This window comes from Brevibacillus sp. SIMBA_040, assembly GCF_046535075.1.
Lineage (GTDB): Bacteria > Bacillota > Bacilli > Brevibacillales > Brevibacillaceae > Brevibacillus.
Window position 1 is genome coordinate 110,529 of record NZ_JAWRXI010000018.1, and the last position, 16,675, is coordinate 127,203.

Consider the following 16,675-nt stretch of genomic DNA (forward strand, 5'->3'; position numbering starts at 1 on the left):
AGATGTTGCTGCAGGGAATGGTGCTGAGCCTGATTTCATCAACTGCGTGGTGTGTTCTGTTCAACGTCCCGATTCGCACGATTTTTGCAGGGGGACTTGCGGGAATGATCGGATTTTTGGTCTTTTCCTATCTTCCGACGTTGGGGTCGGAGGTATTGTTGTCCACATTTGTTGCTGCTGCGGTTGTATCCTTGTTAAGCCAGTTACTATCCATCATATTGCGTGTCCCTTCTACTAACTTTAGTGTTGCGGGAATTATCCCGCTGGTTCCGGGATCGTTGGCTTACAAATCCATGCTGGCCTTTGTGAACAATGATTATGTAGAAGGTATTACGCTCGCTACCAAGACGATGATGGTAGCAGGAGCGATCGCTTCCGGTCTGATGTTTGGCATTTCTGTGTTGACGATTTGGAGAGGAGCGCGTCATGCTGGCAGACGTACGCAACGAGATTGAATCAGAAAAACTGCTGCTCCCTGGCGAAACAGTTGTTGTAGGAGTTTCCGGCGGAAATGATTCTACAGCTCTTTTGCATATCTTGGCGACTCTGAATGAAAACTATGACTACGGCTGGAAGCTTCACGCGGTTCACCTGAATCATGGGTTTCGCGGTGAGGAAGCGAGGCAGGATGCATTATTCGCTCAGGAGCTGTGCAAAAAGCTAGGCGTTACCTTTCACCTGTTTGAGTATGATGTGCCCGCTTATATGGAACAAACGGGTATGGGAGGGCAAGAAGCCAGCCGGGAAATTCGTTATCGCCTGTATCAGGAGGTAGGCTCCAGGAACAAAGCGACAAAGCTGGCAGTCGCCCATCATGCAGATGATCAGGTAGAGACGATCCTGTTTCGATTCGTGCGTGGGACTAGGCTCCAAGGGTTGTCGGGAATGCCTATGCGGCGAATGCTTGAGGACAGTCAGATGGAGCTGATTCGGCCGCTATTGCATAAAACTCGTAAAGAACTGGAAGCCTACTGTCTGGAAAATGAGCTAAAGCCAAGAGAGGATAGCAGCAACCAATCACGCAAGTATTCGCGCAATTTATTGCGGCTGGATGTGATGCCGCTACTCTCGAAAGTCAATGAGCGTTACCGCGAGCATATTCTTGAAGCAGCTGCTGCCATTGGTCAGGATGAGGCCTTTCTGATGAAGCTCGCACGCGAGCACTTGGAACAGGCTACGATGGAGACAAAACACGACTCCGTCGTGATTGAGAAAGACAAGTTTCAAACTTGTGACGTTGCTTTACAAAGGAGAATGATTACTCTAATATTAAGTTATCTCTCAAAACAAACCGAATGGTCTTCGCAGCATGTGGAGACCGTTTTGCACATGCTAGGGGGAAGTCGCCCCTCTGCGGAATTGCATTTGCCGGGGCAGCTGGTTGTAAGCCGGATGTACGGCCGAATTCTTTTTCGTCGTAGCGGGCGGGAAGATCGCATACATACGTATTGTTACGAACTCGCCGTTCCGGGTAGTACCTGGATCGATGAGAGCAAGGCCACGGTACATATTACTTACCTTGAGGGTCCCATGGATTTGGAGCGACTTCCGAAGAATGAAGCGGTATTTGATGCCGATCATTTGCCTGGAGCGCTGTATTTGCGTAACCGAAAGCCTGGAGACCGTCTCACCCTGTTTGGCTCAGCAGATGGAAAAAAGCTGAAGGATTTACTGATTGATGCCAAATTCCCGAGAGTCTGGCGGGACAAACTTCCGCTTTTAACGGCGGGCGATGAGGTGATTTTGGTACCGGGCGTGCGCCGTTCCGCCGTAGCGCCAGTAAATGAACAGACCAGGCGTTTTCTACACGTGCGGATAGAGTTTGGAGAAGATTGGCGGGAGGTTTTTTCATGAATCAAGACATCGAGAAGATTTTGCTATCAGAGAAAGAAATCGCAGACAAAGTACAGGAATTGGGCAAGACCTTGGCTGCAGAATATCGGGATAAAAATCCTTTGGTTATCTGCGTGCTAAAGGGTGCAGTTGTGTTTATGGCTGATTTGATCCGTCACATGGATATTCCTTGCGAGATGGACTTCATGGCTGTTTCCAGCTACGGAAGCGGAACAGAGTCTTCTGGCATGGTGAAAATCCTGAAGGATCTGGATGCCTCCGTGCAAAACAGGCACGTACTGGTAGTAGAGGATATCATGGACAGCGGACTGACGCTGAGCCGACTGCTTGAGCTGTTGCGCCATCGTGAGGCAGCATCTGTTAAAGTGGTAACTCTCCTGAACAAGCCAGAGCGTCGCAAGGTGGATTTATCACCAGATTACAGCGGTTATGATATTCCAGACGAATTCGTTGTCGGATACGGACTGGACTATTCCGAGAAGTATCGTAACCTGCCGTACATTGGGGTGTTGAAGCCTGAAGTCTACACGAAGTAGGTTTGTTGTGGAGACTGTGCTTACTATGATAAAATGTGAAAAGTGTCTGTTCGTGAGAGGAGGTAAGGCATGAATCGCTTCTTTCGTAATACCGGGTTCTACCTACTGATTTTTCTTGTCACGGTCGGGATCGTGAATTTCATCCTCTCCGGTACTGATAAGGTTGGGAAACTTACATATCAGGATTTCCGGATACAGCTGAAAGCCGACAACATTACTGAGTTGTCTATTCGACCAGAGAACGGTACATACCGCATCGAAGGTACGTTGGCCAAGGCAATTCCGGGACAGGAAAGCAACAAATTCTTTACCAATGTGTTTTTGTATGACTCTGATATTATCTCTTTGGTAGAAGCGAAGATTGATGAACAAAAAGTGAAGAAGGTAGAGGTCAATCCGGCCGAGGGCAACAGTATTTGGCTCACGTTCCTGACTTCCATCATCCCGTTTGTCATCATTTTCATTCTGTTTTTCTTCCTTTTGAATAATGCCCAGGGTGGCGGAAGCCGAGTAATGAACTTCGGTAAAAGCCGCGCGAAGCTTTACAATGAAGAGAAGAAGCGCGTTACATTCGACGATGTAGCGGGTGCAGACGAAGAGAAAGCGGAGCTGGAAGAAGTCGTTGATTTCTTGAAAGACCCGCGCAAATTTAACGCTGTTGGTGCCCGTATTCCTAAAGGGGTCCTGCTCGTAGGTCCTCCGGGTACAGGTAAAACCTTGCTCGCTCGTGCTGTAGCCGGTGAAGCAGGCGTTCCGTTCTTCAGCATCTCCGGTTCCGACTTTGTGGAGATGTTCGTCGGGGTGGGTGCATCCCGCGTGCGTGATCTGTTTGAAAATGCAAAGAAAAATGCGCCTTGCATTATCTTTATTGACGAGATTGACGCGGTTGGTCGTCAACGCGGAGCTGGACTCGGCGGCGGCCACGATGAGCGTGAGCAAACTCTCAACCAGTTGCTCGTTGAAATGGACGGTTTTGGTGGAAACGAAGGCATCATCATGGTGGCTGCGACCAACCGCCCGGACATTCTCGACCCGGCACTTCTGCGTCCGGGACGCTTTGACCGTCAAATTACAGTTGATCGCCCTGACATCAAGGGACGTGAAGCGGTGCTCAAGGTACATGCCCGCAACAAACCGCTTGGTGAGGACGTAAAGCTGGATGTGATCGCTCGTGGTACTTCGGGCTTCACAGGTGCTGATCTGGAGAACCTCTTGAACGAAGCGGCTCTTTTGACAGCTCGTAAAAACAAGAAGCAAATTAACATGTTGGAAGTGGACGAAGCCATCGACCGCGTCATTGCTGGTCCGGCGAAAAAGTCTCGCGTTGTGAGCGAAGACGAGAGACGCCTGGTTGCGTTCCACGAAGCTGGTCATACGATTATCGGCTACTACCTGAGAAATGCAGAAATGGTACATAAGGTAACAATCATTCCGCGCGGCCAAGCCGGTGGATACACAGTGATGCTGCCAAAAGAAGACCGTTTCTTCGCTACCAAGACGGACCTGCTTGATAAGATTGTAGGTCTGTTGGGCGGACGTGTTGCAGAGGAAATCGTGCTCGGTGATATTAGTACCGGTGCTCACAATGACTTCCAGCGCGCGACTGCTATCGCTCGTAGCATGATTACCGAATACGGCATGAGCAGGCTCGGTCCGATGCAGTTTGGTAAGAGTCAGGGACAGGTATTCCTGGGTCGTGATTATGGTAATGAGCGCAACTACTCCGAACAAATCGCTTATGAGATTGATCAGGAAATGAGAACGATCATTAACGAATGCTATACGAAGTGTACAGAGCTGTTGACTACACATCGTGACAAGCTCGATCTGATCGCCAACACGTTGCTGCGTGTAGAGACATTGGATGCAGAGCAAATCAAACAACTCATCGAAACTGGTGAAATGACAACTGACCCACTCGAAACAAAAGATGTGGTAGTCAACATTTTGTCGAAACAAGAACCAGTTCAACAAGATGCAGTTCAAGAGACCGTTGAAGAACAAGGAACGGAACAAAAGCAAGAAGATACAAAAGAAGAACCGAAACAATAAGGGGCGCCTCAGGTGCTCCTTTTTTTCACATGAATGATATTGATAAAAAAAGACACGAGAGAGGGGAATAGGGATGCTACTCACACCGGGCTTGGCTGCTTTTGATATGGATGGAACCTTGTTAAACAAAGACTCTCAAATGACAGAGGTTACCAAGGAAGCGTGTCGTCAACTACGAGAGCAGGGCTGTAAACTGGTTTTGTCTACAGGCAGAACGTATGGATCGGCACAAATCCCTATCGATTCCTTTCCTTTTGACGGGTATGTGTGCAGTAATGGAGCGACATTGTACGAGGCAGACGGGACGTTGGTTCAGTGTATTTCGTTGCCAAAGGACATCGTGTTTGATATGCTTCATATGCTCAGAGCGGAGCCTATTTACTACGAGCTGCACGATACAGCCAGTAGTCGCATGATGGTGAAAGAAGACCGTGAGCGACTTGAAAAGTTGATCGAGGAAGATATCTCGGTCGAAGGCATGCTCATGCGTAGATTTGCTTTTTACAAGCTGGCTCGCATCGTTCCCTTGGCAGAAATGGTGGAAAAGGTGAATTCCGGTGAAAGCGAGATTGTAAAAATCTTTATTTGGCACAGCAATCCCGAAAAATTGGAATGGGTTCGCCAGCAGCTGGAACCGTGGTGTACGCGTGCGACAATCACTTCTTCCGGAAGCCACAACGTCGAGATTATCCCTCAGGGCGTTTCCAAATGGGAGGGTCTTCGGTATTTTTGCGACAAATGGGGCGTAGGGCCAGATAAGGTAATGGCTTTTGGCGATGCAGAGAACGATAGGGAAGCATTGACCGAGGCGGGGTACTCTGTAGCGATGGAAAATGCATCTGAGGAAATTAAGCAGCTGGCAAAATATATCGCTCCGCACCATAATGAAGACGGTGTCGCTACATTTATTCGGGAACGCGTCATCGGCAAATAAGCAGGCAGGGGAATGTACAAATTGACAAGGCTAGCTAATCAGCTTACAATGACCGTAAATTATGACACCACCGTAGGGGGATTTTTTCCATGGACGCTTTAGCGTTAGAAAAAAAAGCCCAGCGAAACGCTGAGTTACGTGAGCGGCTGATGCAGCTTAAAAAAGAGAGAAACGCCATTATTCTTGCTCACTTTTATCAACGCCCAGAGATTCAGGAAGTAGCCGACTTTATCGGTGATTCATTTGGCTTGGCTCAAAAAGCGAAAGAAACCGATGCAGATGTGATTTTGTTCTGTGGAGTTCATTTCATGGGAGAAAGTGCAAAAATTCTCAATCCCCAAAAGACAGTGATTATCCCTGACGAACGAGCAGGCTGTCCGATGGCCGACATGGTGAATGTGGAGGGTCTTCGCAAGCTCAAAGCACAGCATCCAAACGCGAAGGTAGTGGCTTATATTAATACTTCTGCTGATGTCAAAGCAGAGACCTACATTTGCTGTACGTCGTCCAACGCGAAGCGGGTGATCGAGTCTGTAGACAGCGATGAGATCATTTGGGTACCGGATAAAAATCTGGGCCACTATGTTTCTCAGTTTACGGACAAGAAAATGATTATTTGGGAAGGCTATTGCAATACGCATGACCAGCTGTCTGTAGAAGACATCATGACGTTGAAGCAGCAGCACCCGGAAGCCGTCGTTGTAGTGCATCCGGAGTGTCGTCCTGAGGTTGTTTCTTTGGCGGATTATGTCGGTTCTACAACAGGAATCCTCAAATACTGCCGTGAATCGTCCCACAAAGAGTTTATTATCGGTACCGAGGATGGCACGCGTTATATGCTGGAAAAAGACTGCCCGGATAAAACGTTTATTTTCGCCTCCAAGTACCTCGTTTGCCCGAACATGAAGGTAAACAACCTGAAAAAATGTGTGGAAGCACTGGAAAATATGAAGCCAGAGATTTTTGTTCCAAAAGATGTTGCAGACGCTGCGCGTGCTTCTTTGGAGCGTATGCTGGGAGTTGCTCCGGCGTAAGTAATTGATTCATTTATAAAAAAAATTAGGGAGTAGAGCCGCTTACAGGCTCCACTCCCTTTTTGTATGGGCAATTGTTATTGCTTTGTTAGCTGTAGGATATCCTTGCGGCGATAAATATTCAGAACCAGCCCGATTAGGGCCATTTGCAGGACGAGGTGCACAATTCCGTTGCTGACGAATGGCAGCGGAGCGGAGGTAGGTGGCACAAATCCGATGGTCATGAAAATACTCCAGAAATACGGAGTGAAGAAGACTGCCATCCAACCGGACAAAAGCAGGAAGCCGTAACGGTCTTTTACCAGTTTTGTCGCGCGAAGAAGACGGGCGAACAGAATTATTCCGATCAGCACCAGTGCAGCCCCGGCAAACAAGCCAAAGCTGTAGACCAGATAGGTGAAGATGAAATCGGACTCGATGGCAGGGAGTGCATCCAGGCGTGAGCCGAAGCCATTGCCCCAGAGTCCTGCGGATGATAAGGCTTTCATGGATTGTACGAGCACGTATCCTCTGCCGTTTGGATCGGCATAAGGATCAAGAAAACTAAGAAGTCGCTCCCATTGGTTGAGGTTCATAGAAAAATATATCAAGCTTGCAACGGCAGGGACCGAAATGCCAAGAAAAGATAGAATGATTCGTCGGTATGCCTTGGAAGTGAGGATGAGCACAAGAAACCCAACGAGATACAACATAAGTGAAAATGTGTTATTTCCTTCGAGTAGTAATAGCAAGGGTAGAGCAAAAATAGCAAGGATTTTTATAAAAGAGTAACTCGCTTTCCAATTCCATTCCGCGAAGATACCTGCCAGCGACACGATGAGAAGGTAGGGAGCTATGGCAAAGATATTGATATACCAGCTACCTAATAGGAATTGTGGTTGCCCGTTAATGGTATTTCTCGTTAGCAAGCTATAAAGCAAAAGAAGAAGCGTCAGGAAGTACAAGTGCTTACTGTATCGTTTGAGCTTGGTGTAGTCGGCAAAGAGAATCGCGATGAAAGCGATGCTGCCAAGCAATACCCCAATCAGCTGTCGTTCAAGCAGTCCACCCTCATCTCGAGAGACGTTGATCGAATACATGGAAAACAGTCCAAACCCAATCAAAACGGCTGCAAGCCCAAATATTCCCCACTCCATGCGAGGCTTATGTGCCTGATGAAGCTGCCGTCCTAATGTAGTAGGATCTCCCATAGCAGCTATCGCTTTTTCTACGGACTCTTCCTCGCCAACCCCCATGGAGCGAAAGTCTTCCATTTTGTCTGCAATATGATTCTCCAGTTCAAGCATAATTGAGGGATGTACCTCTTTATTGCGGATTTGTTTACAGACAAGCTGTATGTAATGGTCGATCTTTTCCTTTGTTTTCATGCCTGTCCACCCCCCAGTACACGATCTACGGCGGTACGAAAAGTGACCCACTCCTGTTTTTTATCCTGAAGATATTTTTTGCCTTCTGGTGTAATCTCGTAGTATTTCCGCTTTCTTTCCCCGTCTCCCTCACTCCAATACGAATGAACCATTCCGTCTGATTCCAACGTGTGTAATATCGGATAGAGCGTTCCTTCTTTAAGCGAGAGGACGCCATTTGAGTTCTTTTCCATGGCTTTGCTCATCTCGTAGCCGTACATCGGCTTTTGCTCCAACAGAGTCAGAATGAGAATAACCGTACTGCCCTTCATCAATTCCTTGTTAATTTTCATAGATACCTCCTTATACATAGAAATTCGATACATAGAATATCTAGGTATGATTCTAAAACAATTTGGCATCGTTTGGCAAGCGCTTTGACCTGATACGAAAAAAAGCTCCCGATTACCGGAAGCCTTTTTCATTGTGATTGAGGTTTTACGAAGGCATAGGTGTAGGTGTTGGTTTGCCGTAGCCTTCTTTATAGGTATTGTCTATGTAGTTGCGAATCTCTAACGGTGTTTTACCTGCCTCTTTCAGCTTGGAGGAAATGACGGCGATTTCCATACACACGCCGCAACGTGTACCATGATCGTCCCAAACGATGGAGCCATCAGGCAGCTCTTCTTTTATGAAGCAATTTCCATTATGTAGATGGCCGGCACTCTCACCACATCCGCAAAAGCAAGGGATCGATTTGAGCAGTTCGCGATTGGCGCCGGCAATTTTGTAGGACTCGATGATGACTGGGTCCAGGTTATCCAGAAATTTGGGCAGCTGATCGACCGAAGCCGTCTTCTCCTGTAGATCGCCATTCGCTGCGTGCTGCGTGTGATCATGTTCATTGCTGGCGTTATCCGTAGCGCCACAACCAGTGAGAAGGGCTGCGGTAACGATGCTAATGGCTAACCATGATTTACGTTTCATTGTGGACATACCCCCTACCCCCTATATTATCACAATCACATGGAGGAAATATGAAGCTATGCCAAAGGAAATGAACATATTCCAGTTAAATCGGAATAAATCCTATTTACTTTTTAGGCACCTGTCCGTATAATGAAAAACGAGAGAAAAGTAAATCGGAATCATTTTGAATTGGAGTAGGAGGATATCAGAGATGAAAAAGAGCCTGTTGGCTATGATAAGTTTATTAACTGCAGTGAGCATGGTAGGCTGCGGGGCAAAAGAGGCAGCGAGTACTCCGCAAGCGGACGGTCAAACTGCGGCAAAACCAAAGGTGTATACAACGATTTATCCATTGGAGTATGTTTCCAAGCGCATCGGTGGCGATCATATTGACGTAACCAATCTCGTTCCCGCAGGAGTGGAGCCGCATGATTATGAGCCAACGGCAAAAGACATGGTGGCGCTCGCAGGTGCAGATATTTTCGCATTCAATGGCAGTGGTTTGGAGCTGTGGGTTGATAAGGCTGTCGGAAACCTCGACAAGAACAAAACAGTGATTGTCAATTCCACTGAGGGTATGGATTTGCTGCATGCAGCTGAACATAAGCACGAGGAAGAGGGGAAAGCCGAAGAGCATGCCGAGGAGGCGCATGAGCACGAGCACGGTGAATTTGACCCGCACGTATGGCTCGACCCGACCAAGCTAAAGGCACAGGCAGAAAAGATCAAGACAACCTTGGTGCAGAAAGACCAGGCACATGCAGCTGATTATGAAAAGAACTTTGCACAACTGGCAAGTGATCTCGATCAGCTGGATAAAGACTTCAAAGACATGGTAGCGCAAACGTCCAAAAAAGAATTCATGGTTTCTCACAGTGCGTTTAGCTACTTGGCAAGTCGTTATGGACTTTTGCAGGTAGCGATTTCTGGAGTAAATCCTGCCGATGAGCCATCTCCATCGCAATTGAAAAACCTGGTGGAGCATGTCAAAGAGCATAACATCTCCTATGTGCTGTTTGAAACATTGGTATCGCCGAAAGTAGCGGAGGTCATTGCTAAAGAAGCGGGTGTGAAAACCGCTACCCTCAATCCGTTGGAAGGTTTGACTCAGGACGATATCAAGGCAAATCGAGATTATTTGTCAATTATGCGTGATAATCTGGAAACATTGCGGACAGCATTAAAATAAAGCCAGTCAAAAGGGATGTCGCTTCTATGGGAGCGGCATTCTTTTTTCCACCAAGTGCTTTTTGGACCAAGATAGACTTGTGATTGGGGTAAAATCGTAGTAGGATGTAATCAAATCAGAACAAATCCGATTTAAGGAATGATTGATTCATGGAACGGACAACACAAGGGATACCTGTCGTCAAGCTCACAGGAGTTTCCTTTCAATATGAAGACAAAGTGGTTCTCGATGAGGTCGGCTTCACCCTGGAGCGCGGAGATTTTGTGGGCATCGTCGGTCCGAACGGATCAGGGAAGTCCACCTTGATGAAGCTGATTCTCGGTTTACTGTCGCCTACCAAAGGAACGGTGGAGCTGTTTGGGCAGCCATTATCCAAATTCCGTGAGTGGAACCGGATTGGTTACGTCGCTCAGCAGGTGGCACATGGTGCTGGCGGATTTCCAGCAACGGTACGCGAAGTCGTCGCTTCCGGTCTGGTCGGAAAGGTTGGGCTGTTTCGCAGGTTGACATCACGTCACCATGAGAGTGTAAAGGATGCCGTAGAACGTGTGGGCCTATCGGCAAAGCTCGATCAACGGATTGGCAGCCTGTCTGGCGGTCAGCTGCAGCGTGTATTTATTGCGCGTGCTTTGGTAGCCGAGCCGGAGCTGTTGATTTTGGATGAGCCGACCGTGGGTGTCGATCAAGAGTCGATCGAACAGTTTTATGGCTTGCTGCGCTCCTTAAAAGAGGAAAATGGTTTGACTATGATGATTGTCAGCCATGACGTCGGTGTCATGACCCAGTGGGTGAACAAGGTTGCCTGTGTGCAGAAAAAAATTCACTTCCACGGAACAGCACATGACTTTGAGCACAACCAGGAAAAGATTTTGGAAAGCATGTACGGCGGCTCGATGAAGCTGCTGTCTCATCATCATTAAGCTCATAAACACGTTAAAAGAGGGAGTATGACCATGCTTGCTGATTGGTGGCAGTATGATTTTTTGCGGTATACCCTGTTTTCAGGGATTTTAATTGGCCTGATCTGTCCCGTACTTGGGACATTTCTCATCGTTCGCCGTTTGTCCATGATGGCGGATGGCTTGTCGCACGTGACGCTTTCAGGAGTTGCGGCAGGGATGCTGGTATCCAAGAAGATCGCTTTTTTCTCGGCAGTGAATCCATTGTTCTTCGGGATGCTGTTTGCTGTGGTGGGATCGCTCTTTATTGAGCGCCTGCGCAAGGTGTACAAGGCTTACCAGGACTTGGCCATTCCGATTATTTTATCGACTGGGCTGGGGCTTTTCACCGTTTTGATCAGTGTGGCGGATGGATTCAATGCTGACTTGTACTCATATTTATTTGGTAAAATTGTTACCGTGTCCATCGAAGATTTGTATGCATTGATTGGTGTAGCTGTCGTCGTTTTAGGTACAGTTGCACTGATCTACAAAGAATTGTTTGCCGTTTCCTTTGACGAAGAGTTCGCTCGGGTGTCAGGAGTGGCTAGACGTTCCATCAACTTATGGTTTATGGTATTGGTAGCATTGACGATTGCCGCTTCCATGCGCATCGTTGGTGTACTACTGATCTCGGCATTAATTACGCTCCCGGTTGCTGCTAGCTTGCAAATTGCGGGAAGCTTTCGCCAGACGATCTTTTTCTCCATTCTGTTTGCCGAAACATCGGTATTGAGTGGATTATATTTTGCCTATCTACTGGATTGGGCATCTGGTGGTACAATTGTATTGATGGCAGTATTGATTTTACTTGTCGTTTTGGGTGCCAAAAAGCTACGGGTTCTTTTGCGATAAGGTCATCTGGATAAGACAAAAGGAAGGAGTGTTTGTCGATGAAAGTAGAAGAAGCGCTGCAAATATTGAAAGACAATGGATTCAAATATACCGGCAAGCGGGAGGAGATGATTCGCATCTGCGCCGCAGAAAAGCGATACCTCTCAGCCAAGGATATTATGGAGCGAATCAAGGAGCTGTACCCGACGCTCAGCTTTGATACCGTTTATCGCAACATCTCTACCTTTGTTGAGCTGGGGATCTTGGAGGAAACGGAGCTGGATGGCGAGGGCAAATTCCGACTTGCCTGTTCGGCAGACGGTCATCATCACCACCATGTCATTTGTACGGAATGTGGGAAAACATCGTCGTTGCCAGGCTGTCCAATGAATATCATGGCAGCGGTCCCTGATGATTTTGAGGTGACGGGCCATAAGTTCGAAGTGTACGGAACATGCAAAGATTGCGTTTCACATACAAATTAAATGAACGTTTTTTCAAAAGGGAGTATCTGTTTTGGCAGATACTCTTTTTTCGTTTTCTTCCAGCTCCGATTTGCTATAATGAGTGGAAAATCATCCGTTTCATGAACCTTTTATTACATGGAGAGAAGGGACACTTATGATTCCCCGCTATATTGTGGACTTTGATTTGCAAGCTCTGCCTCGAATGAAAACCGATGTAGCCGTCATTGGAGCAGGCATCGCCGGCTTGTATACGGCGCTGCAAACGAGCGAATATGCCGATGTCGTACTGATTAGCAAAAAGGGATTGGATGATAGCAATACGCGCTGGGCGCAGGGTGGAATCGCAGCCGTTACGGCAAAATCGGATTCGCCCGAGCTTCATCGCCAAGATACGTTGGTTGCCGGAGCGGGTCTTAGCTCGTTTGAGGCAGTGGATGTATTGGTGCATGAAGGTCCAGAGCGTTTGAAAGAATTGATTGCATATGGAACGGAATTTGACCGGGATGCACAGGGCCGATACGAGCTGACCCAAGAAGGGGCACACAGTAAGCGGCGTATTTTGCATGCGAATGGGGATGCGACAGGGGCAGAAATCGTACGAGCCTTGTCTGCAAGAGTCAAGGAGCAGCCGAACATTCACGTGCTGGAGCATCATTTTGCGATAGATGTCCTCACGCAGGATGGCGAATCGGTTGGGGTCATTGTACAGAAGCCAAACGGGGAGCTCTTTTTCCTGGAGGCAAAAGCGACTGTGCTCGCAACAGGTGGGGCCGGTCAGCTTTATCGCTACACGACGAATCCGGACATTGCCACCGCAGATGGGATCGGGATTGCCTATCGGGCGGGTGCGCGTATCAAGGATGTCGAGTTTATTCAGTTTCACCCGACGGCGCTTTACTACCCGGGAGCACCTCGCTTTCTTATTTCTGAGGCGGTTCGCGGAGAAGGGGCTATTCTACGCAATAGTAATGGCGAGCGCTTCATGGACAAGTACCATCCGCAAAAGGAGCTGGCCCCTCGCGATATCGTAGCACGGGCGATCGTTTCGGAGATGGAGCAGACGCATGCTTCGTTTGTGTATTTGGATATTACACATGAATCCGAGGAATTGATTAAGCATCGGTTTCCGACGATTTATAACTTTTGTCTGCAATACGGCTTGGACATGGTAACGGATTGGATACCCGTAGCACCAGCTTGCCACTATATTATGGGTGGGGTGCAGACTGATTTGCACGGCGAAACGACGACAAAACGTCTGTTTGCCTGCGGTGAGGCTTCTTGCACGGGTGTACACGGTGCGAACCGATTGGCAAGCAATTCGCTGTCAGAAGCAGTCGTGTTTGGACATCGAATTTCAGAGCGGATCAAGGAGCTTCCAGAGCTTCCCGACATTCGAGCGTTTTCCGCGACTTCTGAGCAGCGTGAGCATCGGACGTTCAATATACGTGAACAAAGGGTCAAGCTGCAAAAGCTGATGCTCCGTCACGTCAGTGTGAAACGCCATGAAAAAGGACTGAAAAAAGCTCTGGCAGAGCTGGAGCGTATGGAGCAATATTATCATTTTCAAATAGATGGCAAAGAAGCGTTTGAATTCTTCAATTTATTAAATGCAGCGGTGCTCACCACTAAAGCTGCACTCATGCGCGAGGAAAGTCGGGGCGGGCATTATCGCATTGATTTCCCTAACAAGGACGATTTGATTTGGCGCAAGCACTTGATACAATCGGTGAGCGAAGGTGTTCAGGAGGAGAGTGACCAATATGATGTGGAATAAACGAGAGCTTGGCCGAAAAATCGAAGAATGGTTGCATGAGGACTTGGGCTTTGGTGATGTTACGACCATGAGTACCATCCCGGATACTGAGCAAGGAATCGGGATTCTGTATGCCAAGGAAGCAGGGATTGTGGCTGGTTTGCCTATTGCCCAGCAGGTGTTTGAGACTGTGGACCCTGAACTGGTATTTAGTGCAAAGGTAAAAGAAGGAACGCACGTAGAGGTTGGCGACCAAATTGCTGAGGTGAGCGGTTCGGTTCGCTCGATTTTGAGCGGTGAGCGCCTCGCCTTGAATTTGATGCAGCGATTATCCGCGATTGCGACAAAAACAAGCGAGTATACTGCTGCGGTAGCTGGTACAAAAGCGCGAGTCGTTGATACACGCAAAACAACGCCAGGACTACGCTTTTTGGAAAAGTACGCCGTTCGTGTCGGTGGAGGCTATAACCATCGTTTTGCTTTGTATGATGCGGTTATGATCAAGGACAACCATATAAAAGGCGCAGGTGGTATCGCACAGGCAGTTGCGGCAGCTCGTGCAGCGATTCCACACACGATGACGATCGAAGTGGAAGCAGAGTCGCTAGAGCAGGTACGAGAAGCGCTCGAAGCTGGCGCTGACATCATTATGCTGGACAACATGTCGAATGAGCAGATGGTGAAAGCAGTGCATCTCATTGATGGACGCGCACTGGTCGAGGCGTCTGGCGGAGTGAACCTGGGGACGATTGGTGCTATTGCCAAAACGGGCGTCGATATTATTTCTGTTGGGGCTTTGACTCACTCGGTTAAAGCGTTTGATATCAGTCTTGATTTGAATACGCGGAAGCGCTAAGGAGCAATCGCTATGCTATTGGTGATCGACATCGGCAATTCCAACGTGGTCATGGGTTTGTATGAGCGTGATTTACTGCGGCATCATTGGCGGTTCGCCACGGATCGCCAAAAGACGGAAGACGAGTACGGCATGCTGGTGAAAAGTCTTTTTGACAGTGTGGGAATGACGCTTGACCAGGTGAGCGGGATCATTATTTCATCGGTGGTCCCACCGCTGAACGATACAATTGAGCGGATGTGTGTCAAATACCTGAAGCAAAAGCCGCTGATTGTCGGGCCGGGAATCAAAACGGGTCTGAATATCAAATACGAGTACCCGCGAGAAGTAGGGTCTGACCGGATCGTCAATTCTGTTGCCGCGATTCATCATTACGGGACACCGCTGATTGTCGTCGATTTCGGGACGGCGACTACCTTTTGTTATGTGGACGAGCGGGGGCAGTATTGGGGTGGAGCGATTGCGCCAGGCATCGGGATTTCGACGGAAGCGTTGTTTAGCCGTGCAGACAAGCTGCCCCGAATCGAGATCGCAAGGCCTGCGAGTGTCGTAGGGCGCAACACGATAACAGCAATGCAGTCAGGTATTTATTACGGATTCGTCGGACAGGTGGAGGGGATCGTACGGCGGATTAAAGCTGAATTCGGTACGGAGCCAAAGGTGGTAGCCACCGGGGGATTAGCATCGATCGTTGCCAACGAGACGGAGTGTATTCACGTTGTTGATCCCATTCTTACGTTAAAAGGACTCCGCTTGATCTATGAGCGGAATCAATAACAGGTATGGAATAAGTAACAGCCGTGGCGCAAAATGCTACGGCTGTTTTTTGTGCCACCTAGACTCTTTTGCAAAAAAATAATTCGGGATCGGCTTGATCGAGATGCGCAATTGTTCCACTGTAATCATAGCCTAACTTGTGGCAGAGTCGTTGCATCCGCTTGTTGGAGAGATTGGTGGAGGTAAACAGCTTGTCGGTAGGACAAATGGATTCCAAATACAAAAGAAGATCAGAACCAACACCGTGTTTTTGATACTGTGGGTGAACCATGATTAGTGATACAAAACTTTGTTTAAAAAACGACTGATCCATAAGAGCAAAACCGACGACATCCATATCAAAAGAAGCAACGTAGCATTGACCAGCTGCGATGGCGTTACATAGCTCAGCGGAGCGACTCGTATTGCCGAGAATCATGGCATCGATTCGACAGACGGCTACAGAGTCTTGTGGAGCGGCTTTACGGATGAGAGTCATCAGAACACTTCCTTTCCTATGCTAATCATCATAGCATTTAGGGGGGCTGGCATGAATAGGATCACCTTCTTTTGCAAAAGCCCTACGTTTGTCTACCTTGTTAGTCCATATGCGGCAAGGGTAGAGAATAATCCTGAAAAAGCGTACTTGCGAGGAAAAGAAACAGGGGTATTTATCAGGAGCATTGGTAATGATAATTTCGTGGTTGTTGAGAGCGTGTAAAAAAACCTCTATCGAGGCCTCCTCAAGGAAGAGCGACCGCGTTTAGCGGAAAGTTTCACCGAAGTAATGCTGGGAGCGGACGCTGAGGTACCTTGTCATGCGCTCCGGAATTCATAAGCGTCACGCTTATAAATTCCTATACGTAAAAAAAGGTGTGGTTTTTTATCATCTTTTCGTTGACACCAGGTACATGAGAGGATACAATGGCTATTGTGCCTAGCAGAGAAGTTTTATCACGATAAACTTTTTAAACAGAATTAAAAATAACTATTGCTTTTACAAAGTAAACGTGATAACATTTGAGATCTGGAAGGCAATAATAAGTTGGATCGCTTCGATCCACTTTGTATAGATTGTGGATGGATGTCCGAGCGGCCGAAGGAGCACGATTGGAAATCGTGTAGGCGGGGTCGACCCGTCTCGTGGGTTCAAA

Annotated in this window: 18 protein-coding genes; 14 read left to right on the plus strand and 4 right to left on the minus strand. The window is 47.9% G+C overall.

What is annotated here, in order from left to right:
* Positions 1–2 precede the first annotated feature (2 nt).
* From SB752_RS25185 to nadA, 6 genes are all read left to right on the plus strand, one after another.
* Positions 3–455: a threonine/serine exporter family protein gene (locus SB752_RS25185; RefSeq protein WP_103109914.1), complete on the plus strand. Its 453-nt coding sequence runs from the start codon at positions 3–5 to the stop codon at positions 453–455.
* Complete coding sequence (tilS, locus tag SB752_RS25190) at positions 427–1,854, plus strand: tRNA lysidine(34) synthetase TilS (RefSeq protein WP_410718235.1); 1,428 nt, start codon at positions 427–429, stop codon at positions 1,852–1,854. Before SB752_RS25185 ends, tilS begins: the two co-directional genes overlap by 29 nt.
* Positions 1,851–2,390, plus strand: coding sequence for a hypoxanthine phosphoribosyltransferase (hpt, locus tag SB752_RS25195; RefSeq protein WP_103109916.1), 540 nt, complete (start codon positions 1,851–1,853; stop codon positions 2,388–2,390). Before tilS ends, hpt begins: the two co-directional genes overlap by 4 nt.
* A gap of 69 nt (positions 2,391–2,459) precedes the next feature.
* Positions 2,460–4,442, plus strand: a complete 1,983-nt coding sequence (ftsH, locus tag SB752_RS25200) for an ATP-dependent zinc metalloprotease FtsH (protein WP_410718236.1) — start codon at positions 2,460–2,462, stop codon at positions 4,440–4,442.
* A gap of 73 nt (positions 4,443–4,515) precedes the next feature.
* Positions 4,516–5,376: an HAD family hydrolase gene (locus tag SB752_RS25205; RefSeq protein ID WP_410718237.1), complete on the plus strand. Its 861-nt coding sequence runs from the start codon at positions 4,516–4,518 to the stop codon at positions 5,374–5,376.
* Between the two features lie 89 nt (positions 5,377–5,465).
* On the plus strand, positions 5,466–6,410 hold the full coding sequence (gene nadA / locus SB752_RS25210; protein WP_410718238.1) for a quinolinate synthase NadA: 945 nt from the start codon (positions 5,466–5,468) through the stop codon (positions 6,408–6,410).
* Positions 6,411–6,487: 77 nt separating this feature from the next.
* Here nadA and SB752_RS25215 read toward each other — a convergent pair whose 3' ends face one another.
* The 3 genes from SB752_RS25215 to SB752_RS25225 form a co-directional block, all read right to left on the minus strand.
* Positions 6,488–7,777 carry an FtsW/RodA/SpoVE family cell cycle protein gene (locus SB752_RS25215; protein WP_410718239.1) on the minus strand — a complete coding sequence of 430 codons (1,290 nt, stop codon included), beginning with the start codon at positions 7,775–7,777 and terminating at the stop codon, positions 6,488–6,490.
* A complete protein-coding gene (locus SB752_RS25220; protein ID WP_410718240.1) occupies positions 7,774–8,109 on the minus strand; it encodes a PadR family transcriptional regulator in 336 nt (111 codons plus the stop codon). The genes SB752_RS25215 and SB752_RS25220 overlap by 4 nt, the downstream gene beginning before the upstream one ends.
* Positions 8,110–8,254: 145 nt before the next feature.
* Positions 8,255–8,743 carry a PCYCGC motif-containing (lipo)protein gene (locus SB752_RS25225; RefSeq protein WP_103109971.1) on the minus strand — a complete coding sequence of 163 codons (489 nt, stop codon included), beginning with the start codon at positions 8,741–8,743 and terminating at the stop codon, positions 8,255–8,257.
* A 193-nt stretch (positions 8,744–8,936) separates the two neighbouring features.
* On the opposite strand from SB752_RS25225, the gene SB752_RS25230 reads away from it, so the two are divergent.
* The 7 genes from SB752_RS25230 to SB752_RS25260 all read left to right on the plus strand — a co-directional run bounded on the left by SB752_RS25230 (position 8,937) and on the right by SB752_RS25260 (position 15,542).
* Positions 8,937–9,914 (plus strand): metal ABC transporter substrate-binding protein, encoded by a 978-nt coding sequence (locus tag SB752_RS25230; RefSeq protein ID WP_410718241.1) that lies wholly within the window; start codon positions 8,937–8,939, stop codon positions 9,912–9,914.
* Between the two features lie 149 nt (positions 9,915–10,063).
* On the plus strand, positions 10,064–10,834 hold the full coding sequence (locus tag SB752_RS25235; RefSeq protein ID WP_410718242.1) for a metal ABC transporter ATP-binding protein: 771 nt from the start codon (positions 10,064–10,066) through the stop codon (positions 10,832–10,834).
* A gap of 33 nt (positions 10,835–10,867) precedes the next feature.
* On the plus strand, positions 10,868–11,707 hold the full coding sequence (locus tag SB752_RS25240; protein ID WP_410718243.1) for a metal ABC transporter permease: 840 nt from the start codon (positions 10,868–10,870) through the stop codon (positions 11,705–11,707).
* A 38-nt stretch (positions 11,708–11,745) separates the two neighbouring features.
* Positions 11,746–12,171: a Fur family transcriptional regulator gene (locus tag SB752_RS25245; RefSeq protein ID WP_049742819.1), complete on the plus strand. Its 426-nt coding sequence runs from the start codon at positions 11,746–11,748 to the stop codon at positions 12,169–12,171.
* 136 nt (positions 12,172–12,307) lie between these two features.
* Entirely contained in the window at positions 12,308–13,930 is a 1,623-nt protein-coding gene (gene nadB, locus SB752_RS25250) for an L-aspartate oxidase (RefSeq protein WP_410718244.1), read from the plus strand.
* The gene (gene nadC, locus SB752_RS25255) at positions 13,917–14,765 is read left to right on the plus strand and encodes a carboxylating nicotinate-nucleotide diphosphorylase (RefSeq protein WP_410718245.1); all 849 of its coding nucleotides are present in this window, start codon (positions 13,917–13,919) and stop codon (positions 14,763–14,765) included. The genes nadB and nadC overlap by 14 nt, the downstream gene beginning before the upstream one ends.
* A 12-nt stretch (positions 14,766–14,777) precedes the next feature.
* Positions 14,778–15,542 (plus strand): type III pantothenate kinase, encoded by a 765-nt coding sequence (locus SB752_RS25260; protein ID WP_410718246.1) that lies wholly within the window; start codon positions 14,778–14,780, stop codon positions 15,540–15,542.
* A 58-nt stretch (positions 15,543–15,600) separates the two neighbouring features.
* On the opposite strand, the gene SB752_RS25265 is transcribed toward SB752_RS25260, so the two are convergent.
* Positions 15,601–16,020: a GNAT family N-acetyltransferase gene (locus SB752_RS25265; RefSeq protein ID WP_410718247.1), complete on the minus strand. Its 420-nt coding sequence runs from the start codon at positions 16,018–16,020 to the stop codon at positions 15,601–15,603.
* Between the two features lie 51 nt (positions 16,021–16,071).
* Between SB752_RS25265 and SB752_RS25270 the strand changes: the two genes are divergently transcribed.
* Positions 16,072–16,242, plus strand: coding sequence for a hypothetical protein (locus SB752_RS25270; protein WP_410718248.1), 171 nt, complete (start codon positions 16,072–16,074; stop codon positions 16,240–16,242).
* Positions 16,243–16,675: the final 433 nt, after the last annotated feature.